Raw genomic sequence first — 13,295 nt, 5'->3', positions numbered from 1 at the left:
ACCAATCGCCGCCAGGCTGGTGATCATGCATCATTGGTTTGTCCTCCTTGCTCTTGCCCTTCTGGTCGTCTCTGGCGATCCGGTCCATGCAGGGGCCTGGCCGCGCGAAAAAGGTGAAGGATTCGTCTCAGGTCAGGTGCGGCAAGACGTGGACACGCCCGAAGATGCGCCCACTGTCAGTATCTATGGTGAATACGGGCTGTCGGATCGGTGGACCATTGGGGGCAAGCTGGACTACGCCTTGGCGGTCAGGGACATCGCGCGGATGAAGGCGTTCGCGCGCTGGCATGTACCGGATGATGGCGGGCCATGGCGGAAGGCCATTGGTTTCGCCGTCGAAGGCACCGAAGATGACCCCCAAGCCGTCCCATCGCTTCACCTTGGGCGCGGGTTCGATACCGCGATTGGCCCGGGGTGGTTGGATATGGAACTGGCGGCCAATGTCTCGATCCTTGAGGAACGGGTGGATTACAGCGCATTTGCCCAGATCGGTGTGAAGCCGACACCGCGCCTGATGACCATGGTGGCATTGGATGTGACCAGAATGGATGCTGGCGCTCAGGTTGACCTGACCCCTTCGGTGGTGTGGGAATACCGGTCGGGCAAGCATCTGCAACTTGAATGGAGCTCTGCGCTGGAAGGCGCGGTGAAACATGAAATCGCGGCGGGGATCTGGTTGGAATTCTGATCCGGTCAGCTCTTGAACGGGGCCATCCCGGCGCGGGCCAGTTCGTCGGCGCGCTCGTTTTCCGGATGCCCCGCATGGCCCTTGACCCATTTCCACGTCACCTGATGACGCGCCTGCGCTGCATCCAGACGCTGCCAAAGTTCGACATTCTTCACTTGCTTCTTCGAGGATGTTCGCCAGCCGTTCCGCTTCCAGCCGTGAATCCAGCCTGTCACGCCGTTCTTGACATAGGCGCTGTCGGTCACGACCGTGATCGCGCAGGGTTTGCCAAGGGTTTCCAGCGCCATGATGGCAGCCATCAGCTCCATCTGGTTGTTCGTGGTCTCGGCCGCGCCGCCCTTCAACTCACGCTCTTTGATCACGCGACCGTTTTCATGGGCCTGCAACAAGGCCCCCCAACCGCCGGGGCCAGGATTGCCGGAACACGCGCCGTCTGTGTATGCGAAGAACTCAGCCATGGGCCAACACCACCATCCAATCTGAAATCGAACCTTCCAACCCGCGCCCCGAACCATGGGTGCGAGACAGGGGGGTGAACCCGCTTTCTGTCAATGCAGCCTCAAGTTCGTCTGGCTGGTAGTAGGTATAAAAACGCTCCAGCCGGTCGCGGCCCTCGCCTTCACCCAGTTTCATACCAATGTGAAAGAGCCCACCGGCGCGAAGGGTTATATGCAACCGGGCCAGAGTGGGTTTGAACTCTGAGCGGGGCAGGTGCAGCAAGCTGAAATTGGCCCATATCCCGTCATATCTGTTGGTTGTGTCGATGTCGGAAAACAGCGCCTGTCGGGCGGGAACGCCGTTTGCACAGGCGCGTGCCACCATTGCGGCTGATCCATCGACGGCATCAACAGTGTGACCGGCGGTCTGCATCGCGACAGCGGACAGGCCGGGCCCGCAGCCCAGATCAAGCACATGAGAATTTGCCGGTAAGTGCTTCAGAAATGCGTTCAGACCGGGGGACGACTTTTCAGCCACGCGCTTTTCATAAGCGTCGGCCTCGGCGTCATATACAGAAAGCGTCTTTTTGTCTTCGGTCATGCGGGTTCGCGCAGGACGCGGGGCACCTTGAATTCGACATTCTCTTGTGCGGTTTCCACCCGTTCAACGGTGACGTCGTAACGGTCGCGGAAGGCGTCGATCACCTCGTCCACCAACACTTGCGGGGCGGACGCCCCTGCGGTCAGGCCGACCGTGCGGATGCCGTCTATGGCGCGCCAGTCAATCTCGCTTGCGCGCTGCACCAGCATGGCATAGCGGCACCCGTTTGCACGCGCCACCTCGACCAACCGGCGGGAGTTCGAGCTGTTGGGGGCTCCGATCACCAGAAGCGCATCGACCTTGGGCGCGACGGCTTTCACGGCCTCTTGCCGGTTGGTGGTCGCGTAACAGATGTCTTCCTTGTGCGGTCCGATGATCTGCGGGAAGCGGGCGCGAAGCGCGGCAACGATGCCCGCCGTGTCATCCACCGACAGGGTAGTCTGGGTGATATAGGCCAGCCGTTCGGGGTCGCGCGGGGTCAGGGTGGCGACATCCTCTGCGGTTTCGACCAGCAGCACCTCGCCTTCCGGCAATTGCCCCATCGTGCCGATGGTCTCGGGGTGACCGGCATGGCCGATCATCACCATTTGCAGGCCGTTCTGATGATGGCGCTCGGCCTCGATATGGACCTTTGACACCAGCGGGCATGTGGCATCGACATAGACCATCTGGCGACGGTTCGCTTCCGCGGGCACGGCCTTCGCGACCCCGTGGGCCGAGAAGATCACCGGGCGGTCGTCCGGCACCTCGTCCAGTTCCTCGACAAAGACGGCCCCCTTGGCGCGCAACCCGTCCACGACGAATTTGTTATGCACGATCTCGTGACGCACATAGATGGGCGGGCCCCATTTCTCGATCGCCATTTCGACGATCTTGATGGCGCGATCCACGCCCGCGCAAAACCCGTTCGGCGCGGCAAGGTAAAGTGTCAGGGCAGGCTTGGTCATGGCATCCTCCGATGTGGGGAGGGGTACGCATTTTACGCGGCAAGGTCCAGTCGGAAGCGGTGCAGCGGCTGTAAATGAAAAGGGCCGGGATCGCGCCCCGGCCCTTCAATCACGAACACGTTGACGCGATCACTCCTCGGACCGCTCGGGCCGATCAAAGTCGCGGGGCGGACGCCCGATCACGTCTTTCAGCTCTTCCAGTTCGATGAAATTGTCAGCCTGCCGACGCAGTTCATCCGCGATCATCGGGGGTTGGCTGCGGATCGTGGACACGACCGATACCCGCACACCCTGACGCTGCAACGCTTCGATCAGCGGGCGGAAATCGCCATCGCCCGAAAAGAGAACGGCATGGTCAATATGCGGGGCAAGCTCCAGCGCATCGACGGTCAGTTCGATATCCATGTTGCCCTTGACCTTCCGCCGCCCCATTGAGTCGGTGTATTCCTTCGCGGGCTTGGTCACCATGGTGAAGCCGTTATAGTTCAGCCAATCCACCAGTGGGCGGATGGGCGAATACTCCTCGTTCTCCAGAAGGGCGGTGTAGTAAAATGCACGAAGCAGTTTGCCCCGACGCATGAATTCCTGGCGAAGAAGTTTGTAGTCGATGTCGAAGCCCAGCGATTTGGCGGCCGCATAAAGGTTCGAACCATCAATGAACAGCGCAAGCCGTTCGTCCCGATAGAACATAATAATTCCTTTCCAATTCGCTTCGCCGAATAATTCCGTGAGTGGTAATGAAGAAATCAATCAACGAAGAAACACATCTTGCAATCTAGGGAAACAATGGCGTGCCGCAAGCAATTAATCTGCATTCAACCTGTCCAAAAGTGCTGGTTTCATTGGGAAGTAACGCGACGTCAAGTCTGCGTGAATCCGCAACGATCATACACGACGCGGTTGAACAACTGGCGGCACTCGGTCTTAGAATCACCAGAAAGAGCCGCTATTATAGCACGCCTTGCTTTCCTGCGGGTGCCGGTCCCGATTTTGTGAATGCCGTGGTTGGAATCGACAGCGATTTGCCTCCCGCAGACATCCTGGCCGTCTTGCATGAGGTGGAAGAGGCGTTCGGGCGCGAGCGTCCGTCCCGTTGGGCGCCGCGCACGCTGGATCTGGACCTGTTGGCCTGCGGCGATCAGATTCTGCCCGATATCTTCATTCTGAAACGCTGGATGACCCTGCCGCTGGCAGAGCAGATGAAACAGGCCCCCGACCAGTTGATCCTGCCGCATCCGCGCCTGCATGAACGTGCCTTCGTGCTGATTCCCCTTGCCGATGTCGCCCCGCAATGGCGCCACCCGATCACGCAGATGGTTGTGAAGCAGATGGTCGATGAACTGCCCGACGCCGATAAAAAGGGCGTTTTGCCCTATCCCTATCCCTGATCGGCACCTGTTTTTGCTTGTAACCGGCGGGCAACGGCCCTAGATAGGCGTTTCACATCCCCTTGCAAGGAATGGAGATTGATCATGGCCCGCGTGACGGTTGAAGATTGCGTAGATAAAGTCCCGAACAGGTTCGAGCTTGTGATGCTCGCCTCGCATCGTGCCCGGGAAATCTCGGCCGGGGGCCAGATCACCGTGGATCGCGACAACGACAAGAACCCGGTCGTTGCTCTGCGCGAGATTGCGGACGAGACACAAACCGCCGACGAGCTGCGCGAACGCATGATCGAAAGCCATCAGACCCAGATCGAGGTTGATGAGCCGGAAGAAGACAGCATGGCCTTGTTGATGGGCGCGGAAGCCGCCGACAAACCGGCCGAAGACGACCTGTCCGAAGAAAAGCTGCTGCGCGCCTTGATGGAAGCACAAGGGCAGGGGTAAACGACCCCTGTTTCCGTGGGGTGGCGGACCGGATGAACGACATTCCAGATCTCGATCTTGATCTTGACGGGCTGATCGAACGGATCCGCCGCTACAATCCCAAATCCAATTCCGACCTGATCCGCACGGCCTATGAATACGGCGCGCGGATGCATGATGGCCAGACCCGCCACTCTGGCGAGCCGTATTTCACCCATCCCTTTGCTGTTGCCGAAATTTTGGCGGATATGCAGCTGGATGATGCCACGATCATCACCGCGCTTTTGCATGATACGATCGAAGATACCCGGTCGACCTATTCGGACGTGACCAAGACCTTCGGGGTCGAGGTGGCCGAGCTTGTCGATGGTGTGACCAAACTGACCAATCTTCAGCTCAGCTCGTCCGAGACCAAGCAGGCCGAGAACTTCCGCAAGCTGTTCATGGCGATGTCCAAGGATCTGCGGGTGATCCTGGTCAAGCTGGCCGACCGCCTTCACAACATGCGCACGATCCGCGCCATGCGACCCGACAAGCAGGTTCAGAAATCGCGCGAGACCATGGACATCTATGCCCCCCTGGCGGGCCGCATGGGGATGCAGTGGATGCGCGAGGAACTGGAAGATCTGGCGTTTCGCGTGTTGAACCCCGAGGCCCGGAATTCAATCATGCGGCGGTTTCTGCGATTGCAGAAGGAAAGCGGCGATGTGATCGAAAAGATCACCGGGGATATCCGGCTGGAGCTGGACAAGGCGGGGATAACGGCGGACGTGTTCGGGCGCGCCAAGAAGCCGTTTTCGATCTGGCGCAAGATGCAGGAAAAGAACCAGAGCTTTTCGCGCCTGTCGGACACCTATGGCTTTCGGATCATCACGGACAGCGAAGCAGACTGCTATCGCGTTCTGGGCGTGATCCATCAACGCTGGCGGGCCATTCCGGGCCGGTTCAAGGATTACATCAGCCAGCCGAAATCCAACGGCTATCGGTCGATTCACACCACGGTGTCAGGCCGCGACGGCAAACGAGTCGAGGTGCAGATCCGCACGCATGCGATGCATGACGTGGCCGAAGCTGGCGTTGCGGCGCATTGGTCCTATAAAGACGGGGTGCGCGCCGAAAACCCCTTCGCGGTTGATCCGGCCAAGTGGATTTCAGCGCTGACCGAGCGGTTTGAATCCGCCGAAGACCATGACGAGTTCCTGGAACACGTGAAGATGGAGATGTACCAGGACCAGGTGTTCTGTTTCACGCCCAAGGGTGAAGTTGTGAAGCTGCCGCGTGGCGCGACGCCTCTGGATTTCGCCTATGCGATCCATACGCGGATCGGGGACAGTTGCGTGGGCGCCAAGGTCGACGGCATCCGGGTGCCGCTGTGGACCCGGATCAAGAACGGCCAGTCTGTCGAGATCATGACCGCCGAAGGTCAAAGCCCGCAAGCCACCTGGATCGACATCGTTGTGACAGGTCGCGCCAAGGCCGCCATTCGCAAAAGCCTGCGCAGCGTGGATCGCGAGCGTTTCATGCGGCTGGGGCGTGAATTGGCGCGCGTGGCGTTCGAGCATGTCGGGCGCAAGGCCACCGACAAGGCACTGTCCACCGCAGCCAAACAACTGCGCCTGAAAAACGCCGAAGAACTGCTGGCCCGTCTAGGTTCGGCTGAATTGCAGGCGCGCGACGTGGTCGCGGCGCTGTATCCCGAAAGTGTCGAAGCCGAAGCCGAGGTGGATGGCGATTCGGTGGTTGTGGGGCTGGAAACGGGGCAGGATTTTGCCCGCGCCCAGTGTTGCCAACCGGTGCCGGGGGAACGCATCGTCGGGATCACCTATCGCGGCAAGGGCGTGATGGTGCACACGATCGACTGTGACGCTCTGGCCGACGTGGCCGAAGACAGTTCGCGCTGGGTCGATCTGCACTGGCATTCCGGCCAGCACCCGGCCATTCATACCGTCAGCATCGACATGACCATTTCGAACGATGCGGGTGTTCTGGGTCGCATATGCTCGTTGATCGGCGAGCAGAAAGCCAATATCTCGGACCTGAAGTTTCTGGACCGGAAACCCGATTTTTACCGCCTCCTTGTTGATGTAGATTTGCGCGATATTGAACATTTGCATGCCATCATGCTGACACTCGAGGCAGATAGTGATGTCGCCGATGTTCACCGGCACAGGGACATTGCCCGCAAACCGTAACCCGCCAATTTCGGCCGAAAGGGACGATCCGTGTTCAAGAGAAATCCGCGCTCATACTTGCGTATCATTGCGGAATTCTTCTATCCACGGGGCGGTTGGTATCGGGCATCGCAATATGTGATACACCGCATTCGACGTCTGCCCGATCCGGCGCACCGGATTTCGCGCGGGATTGCAGCGGGGATCTTCGCCTCGTTCACGCCGTTTTTCGGTCTGCATTTTCTGACCGCCGCGATCCTGTCCTGGATCATCCGGGGCAATGTTCTGGCATCATTGCTGGCAACCTTTGTCGGCAACCCGCTGACATTCCCGCTGATCGCTGAATTGTCGGTGAACCTTGGCAATGCGATTCTGGGGCAGTCCTCGAACATCCATCTTCCCGAAATCGTGTCGCAGTTCGCCGCCGCCACCACGGAGTTCTGGAGCAACATAAAATCGCCCTTCACCGGGCATGTGGTGGATTGGTCCAGCCTGTCCGAGTTTTTTCATCGCGTTTTCCTGCCCTATCTGGTGGGTTGCATCATTCCCGGCATCGTGGCGGGCACCATCGGCTATGCGCTGTCCAACCCGGTCATTCATGCCTATCAGCGGCGGCGGATCAAGAAGTTGAAAGAACGGTACGAAAAACGCCTGAAAGCCGGACGAGACAAGGGTGGCGAAGCGGCGGAAAAACCGTAAGACTTGGCACGCCGACAGATTGCATCGACGGAGGGACGCGACATGGCCAACCAGACGGGAAAACTGCGCCTGGGTGTGAATATCGACCACGTGGCGACGGTCAGAAACGCGCGGGGGTCCGCTTATCCCGACCCGGTGCGCGCCGCCCTTGTGGCCGAAAAGGCGGGTGCAGACGGGATCACGGCGCATCTGCGCGAAGACCGGCGGCATATTCTGGACGATGATATTGATCGTTTGATGGCCGAACTGTCCGCGCCCCTGAACTTCGAATGCGCAGCAACGCGAGAGATGCTGGACATTGCCCTGCGCCACAAACCCCATGCGGTGTGTCTGGTGCCCGAAAAGCGTGAAGAACTGACCACCGAAGGCGGGTTGGAGGTCGCGGCGCAGGCAGAAAAGCTCTCTGACTACATCGCCCCATTGCGGGACGCCGGGTGTCGTGTGTCCTTGTTCGTCGCGGCCGACCCCGTGCAGATCGAAGCCTCGGCGCGGGTGGGGGCGGCGGTGGTAGAGCTGCACACCGGTGCTTACTGTGATCTGCACGCCGAAGGCCGGTATGAGGATCGAGATGCCGAGCTTGCGCGTCTGCGCGAAGGGGCGGCATTGGCGCATTCGCTGGGGCTGGAAGTGCACGCGGGTCATGGGCTGACCTATGACACCGTAAAACCCATTGCTGCGATGCCCGAAGTTGTCGAACTGAACATCGGTCATTTCCTGATCGGCGAGGCGATCTTTCGCGGCTTGCCCGATGCCATGGCCGAAATGCGTCGCCTGATGGACGAGGCGCGCGGGTGACATCTGCGCATCCATATCAGTGGCCCCTATGATCCTCGGCATCGGCACGGACCTTGCAAATATCGATCGTATCGCCGGAACGCTGGAACGCTTCGGCGACCGGTTCCGCAACCGTGTGTTCACCGAGACCGAATTGCGCAAAGCCGCCCGTCGCCGGGATGAGGCGGGCACGCTGGCCAAGCGTTGGGCCGCGAAGGAAGCGTGTTCCAAGGCGCTGGGCACGGGGCTTGCCATGGGGATCAGCTGGCGCGACATGGCGGTCAGCAACCTGCGCACCGGGCAGCCCGTCATGGCCGTCACCGGCTGGGCTGCCGACCGGTTGGCCGAGATGACCCCGGCGGGGCACGAGGCGATCATCCACGTCACCCTGACAGACGATCACCCTTGGGCGCAGGCTTTCGTCGTGATCGAAGCGCGGCCCATCGAAAAGACGCCTGCATCTGCGTGACGGGCCCTGCGAAACTTGACACTTCCCGCGCATCCGCTCATATCGCCACTCATCCCTAATGGACCGGCACAGATCGGCCCGATGAAAAGAGGCAGACATGGACATGGCTGAAAAGAAACAAGACGGCATCTGGGAAACGGTCAAGACGATCTTCTGGGCGCTGATCATCGCAGGTGTCTTCCGCACCCTGTTCTTCCAGCCGTTCTGGATTCCCACGGGCTCCATGAAAGACACGCTCTTGATCGGTGATTTTCTGTTCGTGAACAAGATGGCCTATGGCTATTCCCGCCATTCCTGCCCGTTCTCGTCCTGCCCGATTTCGGGCCGCTTGTTCGGGTCCGAGCCGGAGCGAGGCGATGTCGTGGTCTTCCGCCACCCGTCGCTTGGCACCGACTACGTGAAACGTCTGATCGGCCTGCCGGGTGACAAGATCCAGATCAAGAACGGCATCCTGTTCATCAACGGCGAAGAGGCCAAGCAGGTGCCCGACGGCACGTATGAGGAGATCAAACAAGCGCAGGGCCGCTTTGCCACCTTCCCGCAATGTGCCAACAGCCCCGTCGGGCAGGGCGGCACGTGCATCAAGGAAAAGGCGATTGAAACGCTGCCCAATGGTGTCAGCCACTCGGTCCTGAATGTGCGCAACACGCGGCTGGACAACACCAATGTGTTCACCGTGCCGGATGGCGAGTATTTCTTCATGGGCGACAACCGTGACAACTCGACCGACAGTCGGGTCAGCCCGAATGCGGGTGGCGTAGGCTTCGTGCCTGCCGAATACCTGCTGGGGCGCGCCGATCGCATCATGTTCTCGGCGGCGGGCAAGCGGCTGTTTTATTTCTGGACATGGCGGTCGGATCGGTTCTTTAAGGAGATCGAGTGAAGCTGTCTGGTGATCTTCAGGCCTTCGAAGGTCGTATCGGGCACAGGTTCAAAGACCCCGAGCTGCTGGTCCGTGCGCTGACCCACGGGTCGATATCCTCAGCCACCCGCCCTGACAACCAACGGCTTGAGTTTCTGGGCGATCGGGTGCTTGGCCTTGTGATGTCCGAAACGCTGCTGCGGGCTGACCCGGACGCACCCGAAGGCACGCTGGCGCCGCGCTACAACGCGCTGGTGCGCAAGGAAACCTGCGCCGATGTGGCACGGCAGGTCGACCTGGGCACGGTCCTGAAACTGGGCCGATCCGAGATGAAGACCGGCGGGCGACGCAAGCAGGCGCTTCTGGGGGACGCGATGGAGGCGGTGATTGCCGCCGTTTATCTTGATGCTGGGCTGAATGCGGCGCGCAAAATGATCCTGACGCTGTGGGGCGACCGCATTGATACCGTGGAAGAGGACGCGCGCGACCCCAAGACGGCATTGCAGGAATGGGCACAGGCGCGCAAGATGCCCCCGCCGACCTATGTCGAAACTGGACGCGAAGGGCCGGACCACGCGCCGGTGTTCACCATTCGGGCAGAGCTGTCGAATGGGCATTCCGCCACCGCCACCGCCCCGTCCAAACGCGTGGCCGAACAATCGGCTGCCCGCGCCCTGCTGAAGCAGTTGGAGAGCAAGACATGACAGACCAACCGCAACGCGCCGGATTCGTCGCCCTGATTGGCGAACCCAATGCCGGGAAATCGACGCTGACGAACCAGATGGTCGGGGCCAAGGTCTCGATCGTGACGCATAAGGTTCAAACGACCCGCGCCCGCATTCGGGGGGTGGCGATCGAAGGCAACGCGCAGATCGTGTTCGTGGACACGCCCGGCCTGTTCCAACCGCGCCGCCGCCTTGACCGCGCCATGGTCGCCGCCGCGTGGGGTGGGGCAGCGGATGCCGATATAACTGTTCTGCTGGTCGAAGCGCATCGCGGCGTGACCGAAGGTGTCAAACGTATCCTTGAAGGGCTGGAAGAAATCGGCAAAGGCCGCACTTTTGCCCTTGCCATCAACAAGATCGACAAGGTGAAGGCCGAGGTGCTGCTGGCCTTGGCGAAAGACCTGAATGACCGATATGATTTTGCCGAGACCTTCATGATTTCGGCGGAAAAGGGTCACGGGGTGCAGGCTTTGCGCGCATGGCTGGCGGAACAATTGCCTGAAGGGCCGTGGCTTTACCCCGAGGATCAGATTGCCGATCTGCCGATGCGCATGATCGCGGCTGAAATGACTCGCGAAAAGCTGACCCTGCGTCTGCATCAGGAACTGCCCTATCAGCTGACGGTCGAAACCGAGAACTGGGAAGAACGCAAGGACGGCTCGGCCCGCGTGGATCAGGTGATCTATGTCGCCCGCGACGGCCACAAGGGCATCATTCTGGGCAAGAAGGGCGAGACGATCAAAGCCGTCAGCCAATCCGCCCGCGCCGAGTTGGAAGAATTCATGGGGCGCAAGATTCATCTGTTCTTGCAGGTGAAAGTGCGCCCGAACTGGCTGGATGAAAAAGAGCGGTATTCGGAAATGGGCCTTGATTTCAAGGACGGGAACGCTTGACCCGACTGACGGCTGAACTTTGGGTTGCAGCCTATCTGACGCGGTTGCGCCTGTCTGACATTCCGGCGTTCATCACACAGAAGGGCGACGCCACGGCGGGGGCTGTTCTGGTCAAGCTGAACACGCTGGACGGGCAGGCGGTGGCCTATCAACGCAGTTTCGACCTGATGACCGGCGCGCGCCGCTGGGTCGCGCTTGCCGAGGGGGACGAGGCGGATGTGGACGCGGCGCTTGACCGGCAGAAAGGCTTCGACCCGGACCTCTGGGTGATTGAGGTTGAGGATCGACAGGGCCGCCATTTGCTGGACGAGCCGGGATTGTCCGATTGACGCCATTGCCATTCGCATCATCAGGGCTAGTCTGACCCAAGGAGGGTGACGGGCATGGATTGGCGGGATCAGGGCGCGCTTTTGTCCGTGCGAAAGCATGGCGAAACCTCGGTGATCATTGACGTGTTCACCGAAGCCCACGGGCGCCATGCAGGTGTTGTGCGGGGCGGGACGAGCCGCAAGATCGCCCCCATCCTGCAACCCGGTGCGCAACTGGATGTCGCCTGGCGGGCGCGGTTGGAAGAGCATATCGGCAGCTATACCGTCGAACCCCTGCGTAGCCGCGCAACGGTTTTGTCAGATCGCACCGCGCTGGCCGGTCTGAATGCGATCACGTCGCTTCTGACCTTCTCACTGCCCGAGCGTGAGCCGCATCCCCGGCTTTATCAACGCACGCAGGCGATGCTGGACCTTCTGGGTGTGAACGAGGCGTGGCCGACGGCCTATCTGAAATGGGAGCTGGCCTTGCTGGATGACCTTGGTTTCGGGCTGGACCTTTCTGTCTGTGCGGTCACCGGGTCGATGGATGATCTTGCCTATGTGTCGCCCAAAACCGGGCGTGCCGTGTCCGCCGACGCGGCCGGAGCGTGGGCCGACCGCCTGCTGCCCCTGCCGCCCGAGCTTTTGGGGGTCGGCACCGGTGCGCCGATGCAGGTTCTGGCGGGGTTGCAGACGACCGGATATTTCCTGACCAACTGGCTGGCGCATTCGCTGGGCGACAAACCCCTGCCGGAACAACGCGCACGGCTGATCGACCGGCTGAAGCGCGACGCCCGGGGCGAGTGACGCGCCGCGATCAGCGTTGGGCCAGGAACACCATCTGACGCCCGGCCTCGTTCGACATGATGAGCATGTCGCCCTGGGCCTCGATCTCGCGCATCTGGGTGAGGGCGGTGAAGAACCGGCTTTCCTCGTCCATTGCATCGCAGGCTTTGCGAGTTGCAGCAATCGGGCCGATTTCGAACCAGGGATAGGGGGCTTTCTGCTCGCTGGTATAGCTGTTGCAGGGCGCCTGGCCCACGATTTGACTATGTTTCGGGAAGGCGATCGTCGCATCCGCGTCGAAGGGTTTTCGATCAATCTCAAGCAGTTTCCAGACAACCTTGCGGTCAGCATAGCCTGAAATCGTTTCGTCCTTGCACCCGGCCAAGGCGAGTGCGGCAATCGCGGCGGTGATGAGAAGTGTCTGTTTCATGCGCGTAACTTACGCCTGAAGTTGCGTCATGCCAACGCGATTAAGCATCCCGGAGGGCAAGAATTGCCGCCATCAGCGTGGACATCGCGTTCTTGTTGCCGGTCATGTCGGTGGCGGAAAGCGCAGACATCCCGACGATGGCGCTGTGGATGATCCGGGCGAAATCGGGGTTGGTCAGGTCCAGTGCAGTCAGGGTTTCCCCAAGCAACTCGATCCGCCTTTGATCGACGCGAAGCACGGCGTCGGATGCCAGATCATATCCATATGCCCAGGCGCGGATTGCGGTTTCAGCTCGATCTTCACCTTCACCCTGCTGTGACGCGGCGGCCATGTGACCAAGGTGGTACAGGCGCTGCACGGGATCATCGGCGTCCGACAGGGCGTGCGAGATCGCCGCAATGGCAAGCTCTTCCCAGCGTGCAAGCAATCGTTGGTGAAACTCGGGGACATCCTTGAAGTGCCAGTAGAACGACCCTTTCGTGGTGTTCAGCCGTCTGGCCAGAACTTCCGCTTTCAGCGCCTGCGGCCCGTCCGAGACCAAGGCGGCAAGCCCTGCCCGGATCCAGTCGTCGGCTTTCAGGCGGGGTTTCTTTTCTGGCATGGGATGCTCCGACAGATTGCATACGGTGACGTATGGGTGCGTGAGTCGCACCGGTTACATACGCTGCCGTATGGTCGTGTTCAAGCGGTAGGTGTT

Annotated in this window: 18 protein-coding genes; 12 read left to right on the top strand and 6 right to left on the bottom strand. The window is 60.5% G+C overall.

Annotated elements, in window-relative coordinates; genetic code table 11:
- Positions 1–25: 25 nt before the first annotated feature.
- On the top strand, positions 26–688 hold the full coding sequence (locus tag IE188_RS13830; RefSeq protein WP_191287109.1) for a hypothetical protein: 663 nt from the start codon (positions 26–28) through the stop codon (positions 686–688).
- A gap of 5 nt (positions 689–693) precedes the next feature.
- Here the strand turns inward: IE188_RS13830 and rnhA are convergent, their stop codons facing one another.
- The 4 genes from rnhA to IE188_RS13810 all read right to left on the bottom strand — a co-directional run bounded on the left by rnhA (position 694) and on the right by IE188_RS13810 (position 3,363).
- Positions 694–1,146, bottom strand: coding sequence for a ribonuclease HI (gene rnhA / locus IE188_RS13825; protein WP_191287108.1), 453 nt, complete (start codon positions 1,144–1,146; stop codon positions 694–696).
- Positions 1,139–1,726 (bottom strand): class I SAM-dependent DNA methyltransferase, encoded by a 588-nt coding sequence (locus tag IE188_RS13820; RefSeq protein ID WP_191287107.1) that lies wholly within the window; start codon positions 1,724–1,726, stop codon positions 1,139–1,141. The genes rnhA and IE188_RS13820 overlap by 8 nt, the downstream gene beginning before the upstream one ends.
- Positions 1,723–2,673, bottom strand: coding sequence for a 4-hydroxy-3-methylbut-2-enyl diphosphate reductase (gene ispH / locus IE188_RS13815; protein ID WP_191287106.1), 951 nt, complete (start codon positions 2,671–2,673; stop codon positions 1,723–1,725). Before ispH ends, IE188_RS13820 begins: the two co-directional genes overlap by 4 nt.
- Before the next feature lie 129 nt (positions 2,674–2,802).
- Positions 2,803–3,363: a LabA-like NYN domain-containing protein gene (locus IE188_RS13810; protein ID WP_191287105.1), complete on the bottom strand. Its 561-nt coding sequence runs from the start codon at positions 3,361–3,363 to the stop codon at positions 2,803–2,805.
- Between the two features lie 101 nt (positions 3,364–3,464).
- Here IE188_RS13810 and folK point away from each other — a divergent pair, with 101 nt between their 5' ends.
- The 11 genes from folK to recO all read left to right on the top strand — a co-directional run bounded on the left by folK (position 3,465) and on the right by recO (position 12,189).
- On the top strand, positions 3,465–4,061 hold the full coding sequence (folK, locus tag IE188_RS13805; RefSeq protein ID WP_308442457.1) for a 2-amino-4-hydroxy-6-hydroxymethyldihydropteridine diphosphokinase: 597 nt from the start codon (positions 3,465–3,467) through the stop codon (positions 4,059–4,061).
- An 84-nt stretch (positions 4,062–4,145) separates the two neighbouring features.
- Positions 4,146–4,502, top strand: a complete 357-nt coding sequence (gene rpoZ / locus IE188_RS13800) for a DNA-directed RNA polymerase subunit omega (RefSeq protein WP_091428052.1) — start codon at positions 4,146–4,148, stop codon at positions 4,500–4,502.
- A gap of 32 nt (positions 4,503–4,534) precedes the next feature.
- Positions 4,535–6,673: a RelA/SpoT family protein gene (locus IE188_RS13795; RefSeq protein WP_191287104.1), complete on the top strand. Its 2,139-nt coding sequence runs from the start codon at positions 4,535–4,537 to the stop codon at positions 6,671–6,673.
- 30 nt (positions 6,674–6,703) lie between these two features.
- Positions 6,704–7,351, top strand: a complete 648-nt coding sequence (locus IE188_RS13790; RefSeq protein WP_191287103.1) for a DUF2062 domain-containing protein — start codon at positions 6,704–6,706, stop codon at positions 7,349–7,351.
- Positions 7,352–7,393: 42 nt separating this feature from the next.
- Positions 7,394–8,146, top strand: coding sequence for a pyridoxine 5'-phosphate synthase (locus IE188_RS13785; protein ID WP_191287102.1), 753 nt, complete (start codon positions 7,394–7,396; stop codon positions 8,144–8,146).
- A 28-nt stretch (positions 8,147–8,174) separates the two neighbouring features.
- Positions 8,175–8,594 carry a holo-ACP synthase gene (gene acpS / locus IE188_RS13780; protein ID WP_191287101.1) on the top strand — a complete coding sequence of 140 codons (420 nt, stop codon included), beginning with the start codon at positions 8,175–8,177 and terminating at the stop codon, positions 8,592–8,594.
- A 97-nt stretch (positions 8,595–8,691) separates the two neighbouring features.
- Positions 8,692–9,477 carry a signal peptidase I gene (gene lepB, locus IE188_RS13775; RefSeq protein ID WP_191287100.1) on the top strand — a complete coding sequence of 262 codons (786 nt, stop codon included), beginning with the start codon at positions 8,692–8,694 and terminating at the stop codon, positions 9,475–9,477.
- Positions 9,474–10,160 carry a ribonuclease III gene (gene rnc / locus IE188_RS13770; RefSeq protein WP_191287099.1) on the top strand — a complete coding sequence of 229 codons (687 nt, stop codon included), beginning with the start codon at positions 9,474–9,476 and terminating at the stop codon, positions 10,158–10,160. Before lepB ends, rnc begins: the two co-directional genes overlap by 4 nt.
- Positions 10,157–11,074 carry a GTPase Era gene (gene era, locus IE188_RS13765; RefSeq protein ID WP_191287098.1) on the top strand — a complete coding sequence of 306 codons (918 nt, stop codon included), beginning with the start codon at positions 10,157–10,159 and terminating at the stop codon, positions 11,072–11,074. The genes rnc and era overlap by 4 nt, the downstream gene beginning before the upstream one ends.
- A complete protein-coding gene (locus tag IE188_RS13760; RefSeq protein WP_191287097.1) occupies positions 11,071–11,403 on the top strand; it encodes a DUF1491 family protein in 333 nt (110 codons plus the stop codon). Before era ends, IE188_RS13760 begins: the two co-directional genes overlap by 4 nt.
- 54 nt (positions 11,404–11,457) lie before the next feature.
- On the top strand, positions 11,458–12,189 hold the full coding sequence (recO, locus tag IE188_RS13755) for a DNA repair protein RecO (RefSeq protein WP_191287096.1): 732 nt from the start codon (positions 11,458–11,460) through the stop codon (positions 12,187–12,189).
- A gap of 10 nt (positions 12,190–12,199) precedes the next feature.
- On the opposite strand, the gene IE188_RS13750 is transcribed toward recO, so the two are convergent.
- On the bottom strand, positions 12,200–12,598 hold the full coding sequence (locus tag IE188_RS13750) for an META domain-containing protein (protein ID WP_191287095.1): 399 nt from the start codon (positions 12,596–12,598) through the stop codon (positions 12,200–12,202).
- Between the two features lie 40 nt (positions 12,599–12,638).
- Positions 12,639–13,199: a TetR/AcrR family transcriptional regulator gene (locus tag IE188_RS13745; protein ID WP_191287094.1), complete on the bottom strand. Its 561-nt coding sequence runs from the start codon at positions 13,197–13,199 to the stop codon at positions 12,639–12,641.
- Positions 13,200–13,295 lie beyond the last annotated feature (96 nt).

The organism is Aliiroseovarius zhejiangensis, from assembly GCF_014656375.1.
Taxonomy (GTDB): domain Bacteria; phylum Pseudomonadota; class Alphaproteobacteria; order Rhodobacterales; family Rhodobacteraceae; genus Aliiroseovarius; species Aliiroseovarius zhejiangensis.
Note: the sequence above shows the minus strand (reverse complement) of the source record. Positions and strands in the feature narration are given on the sequence as shown.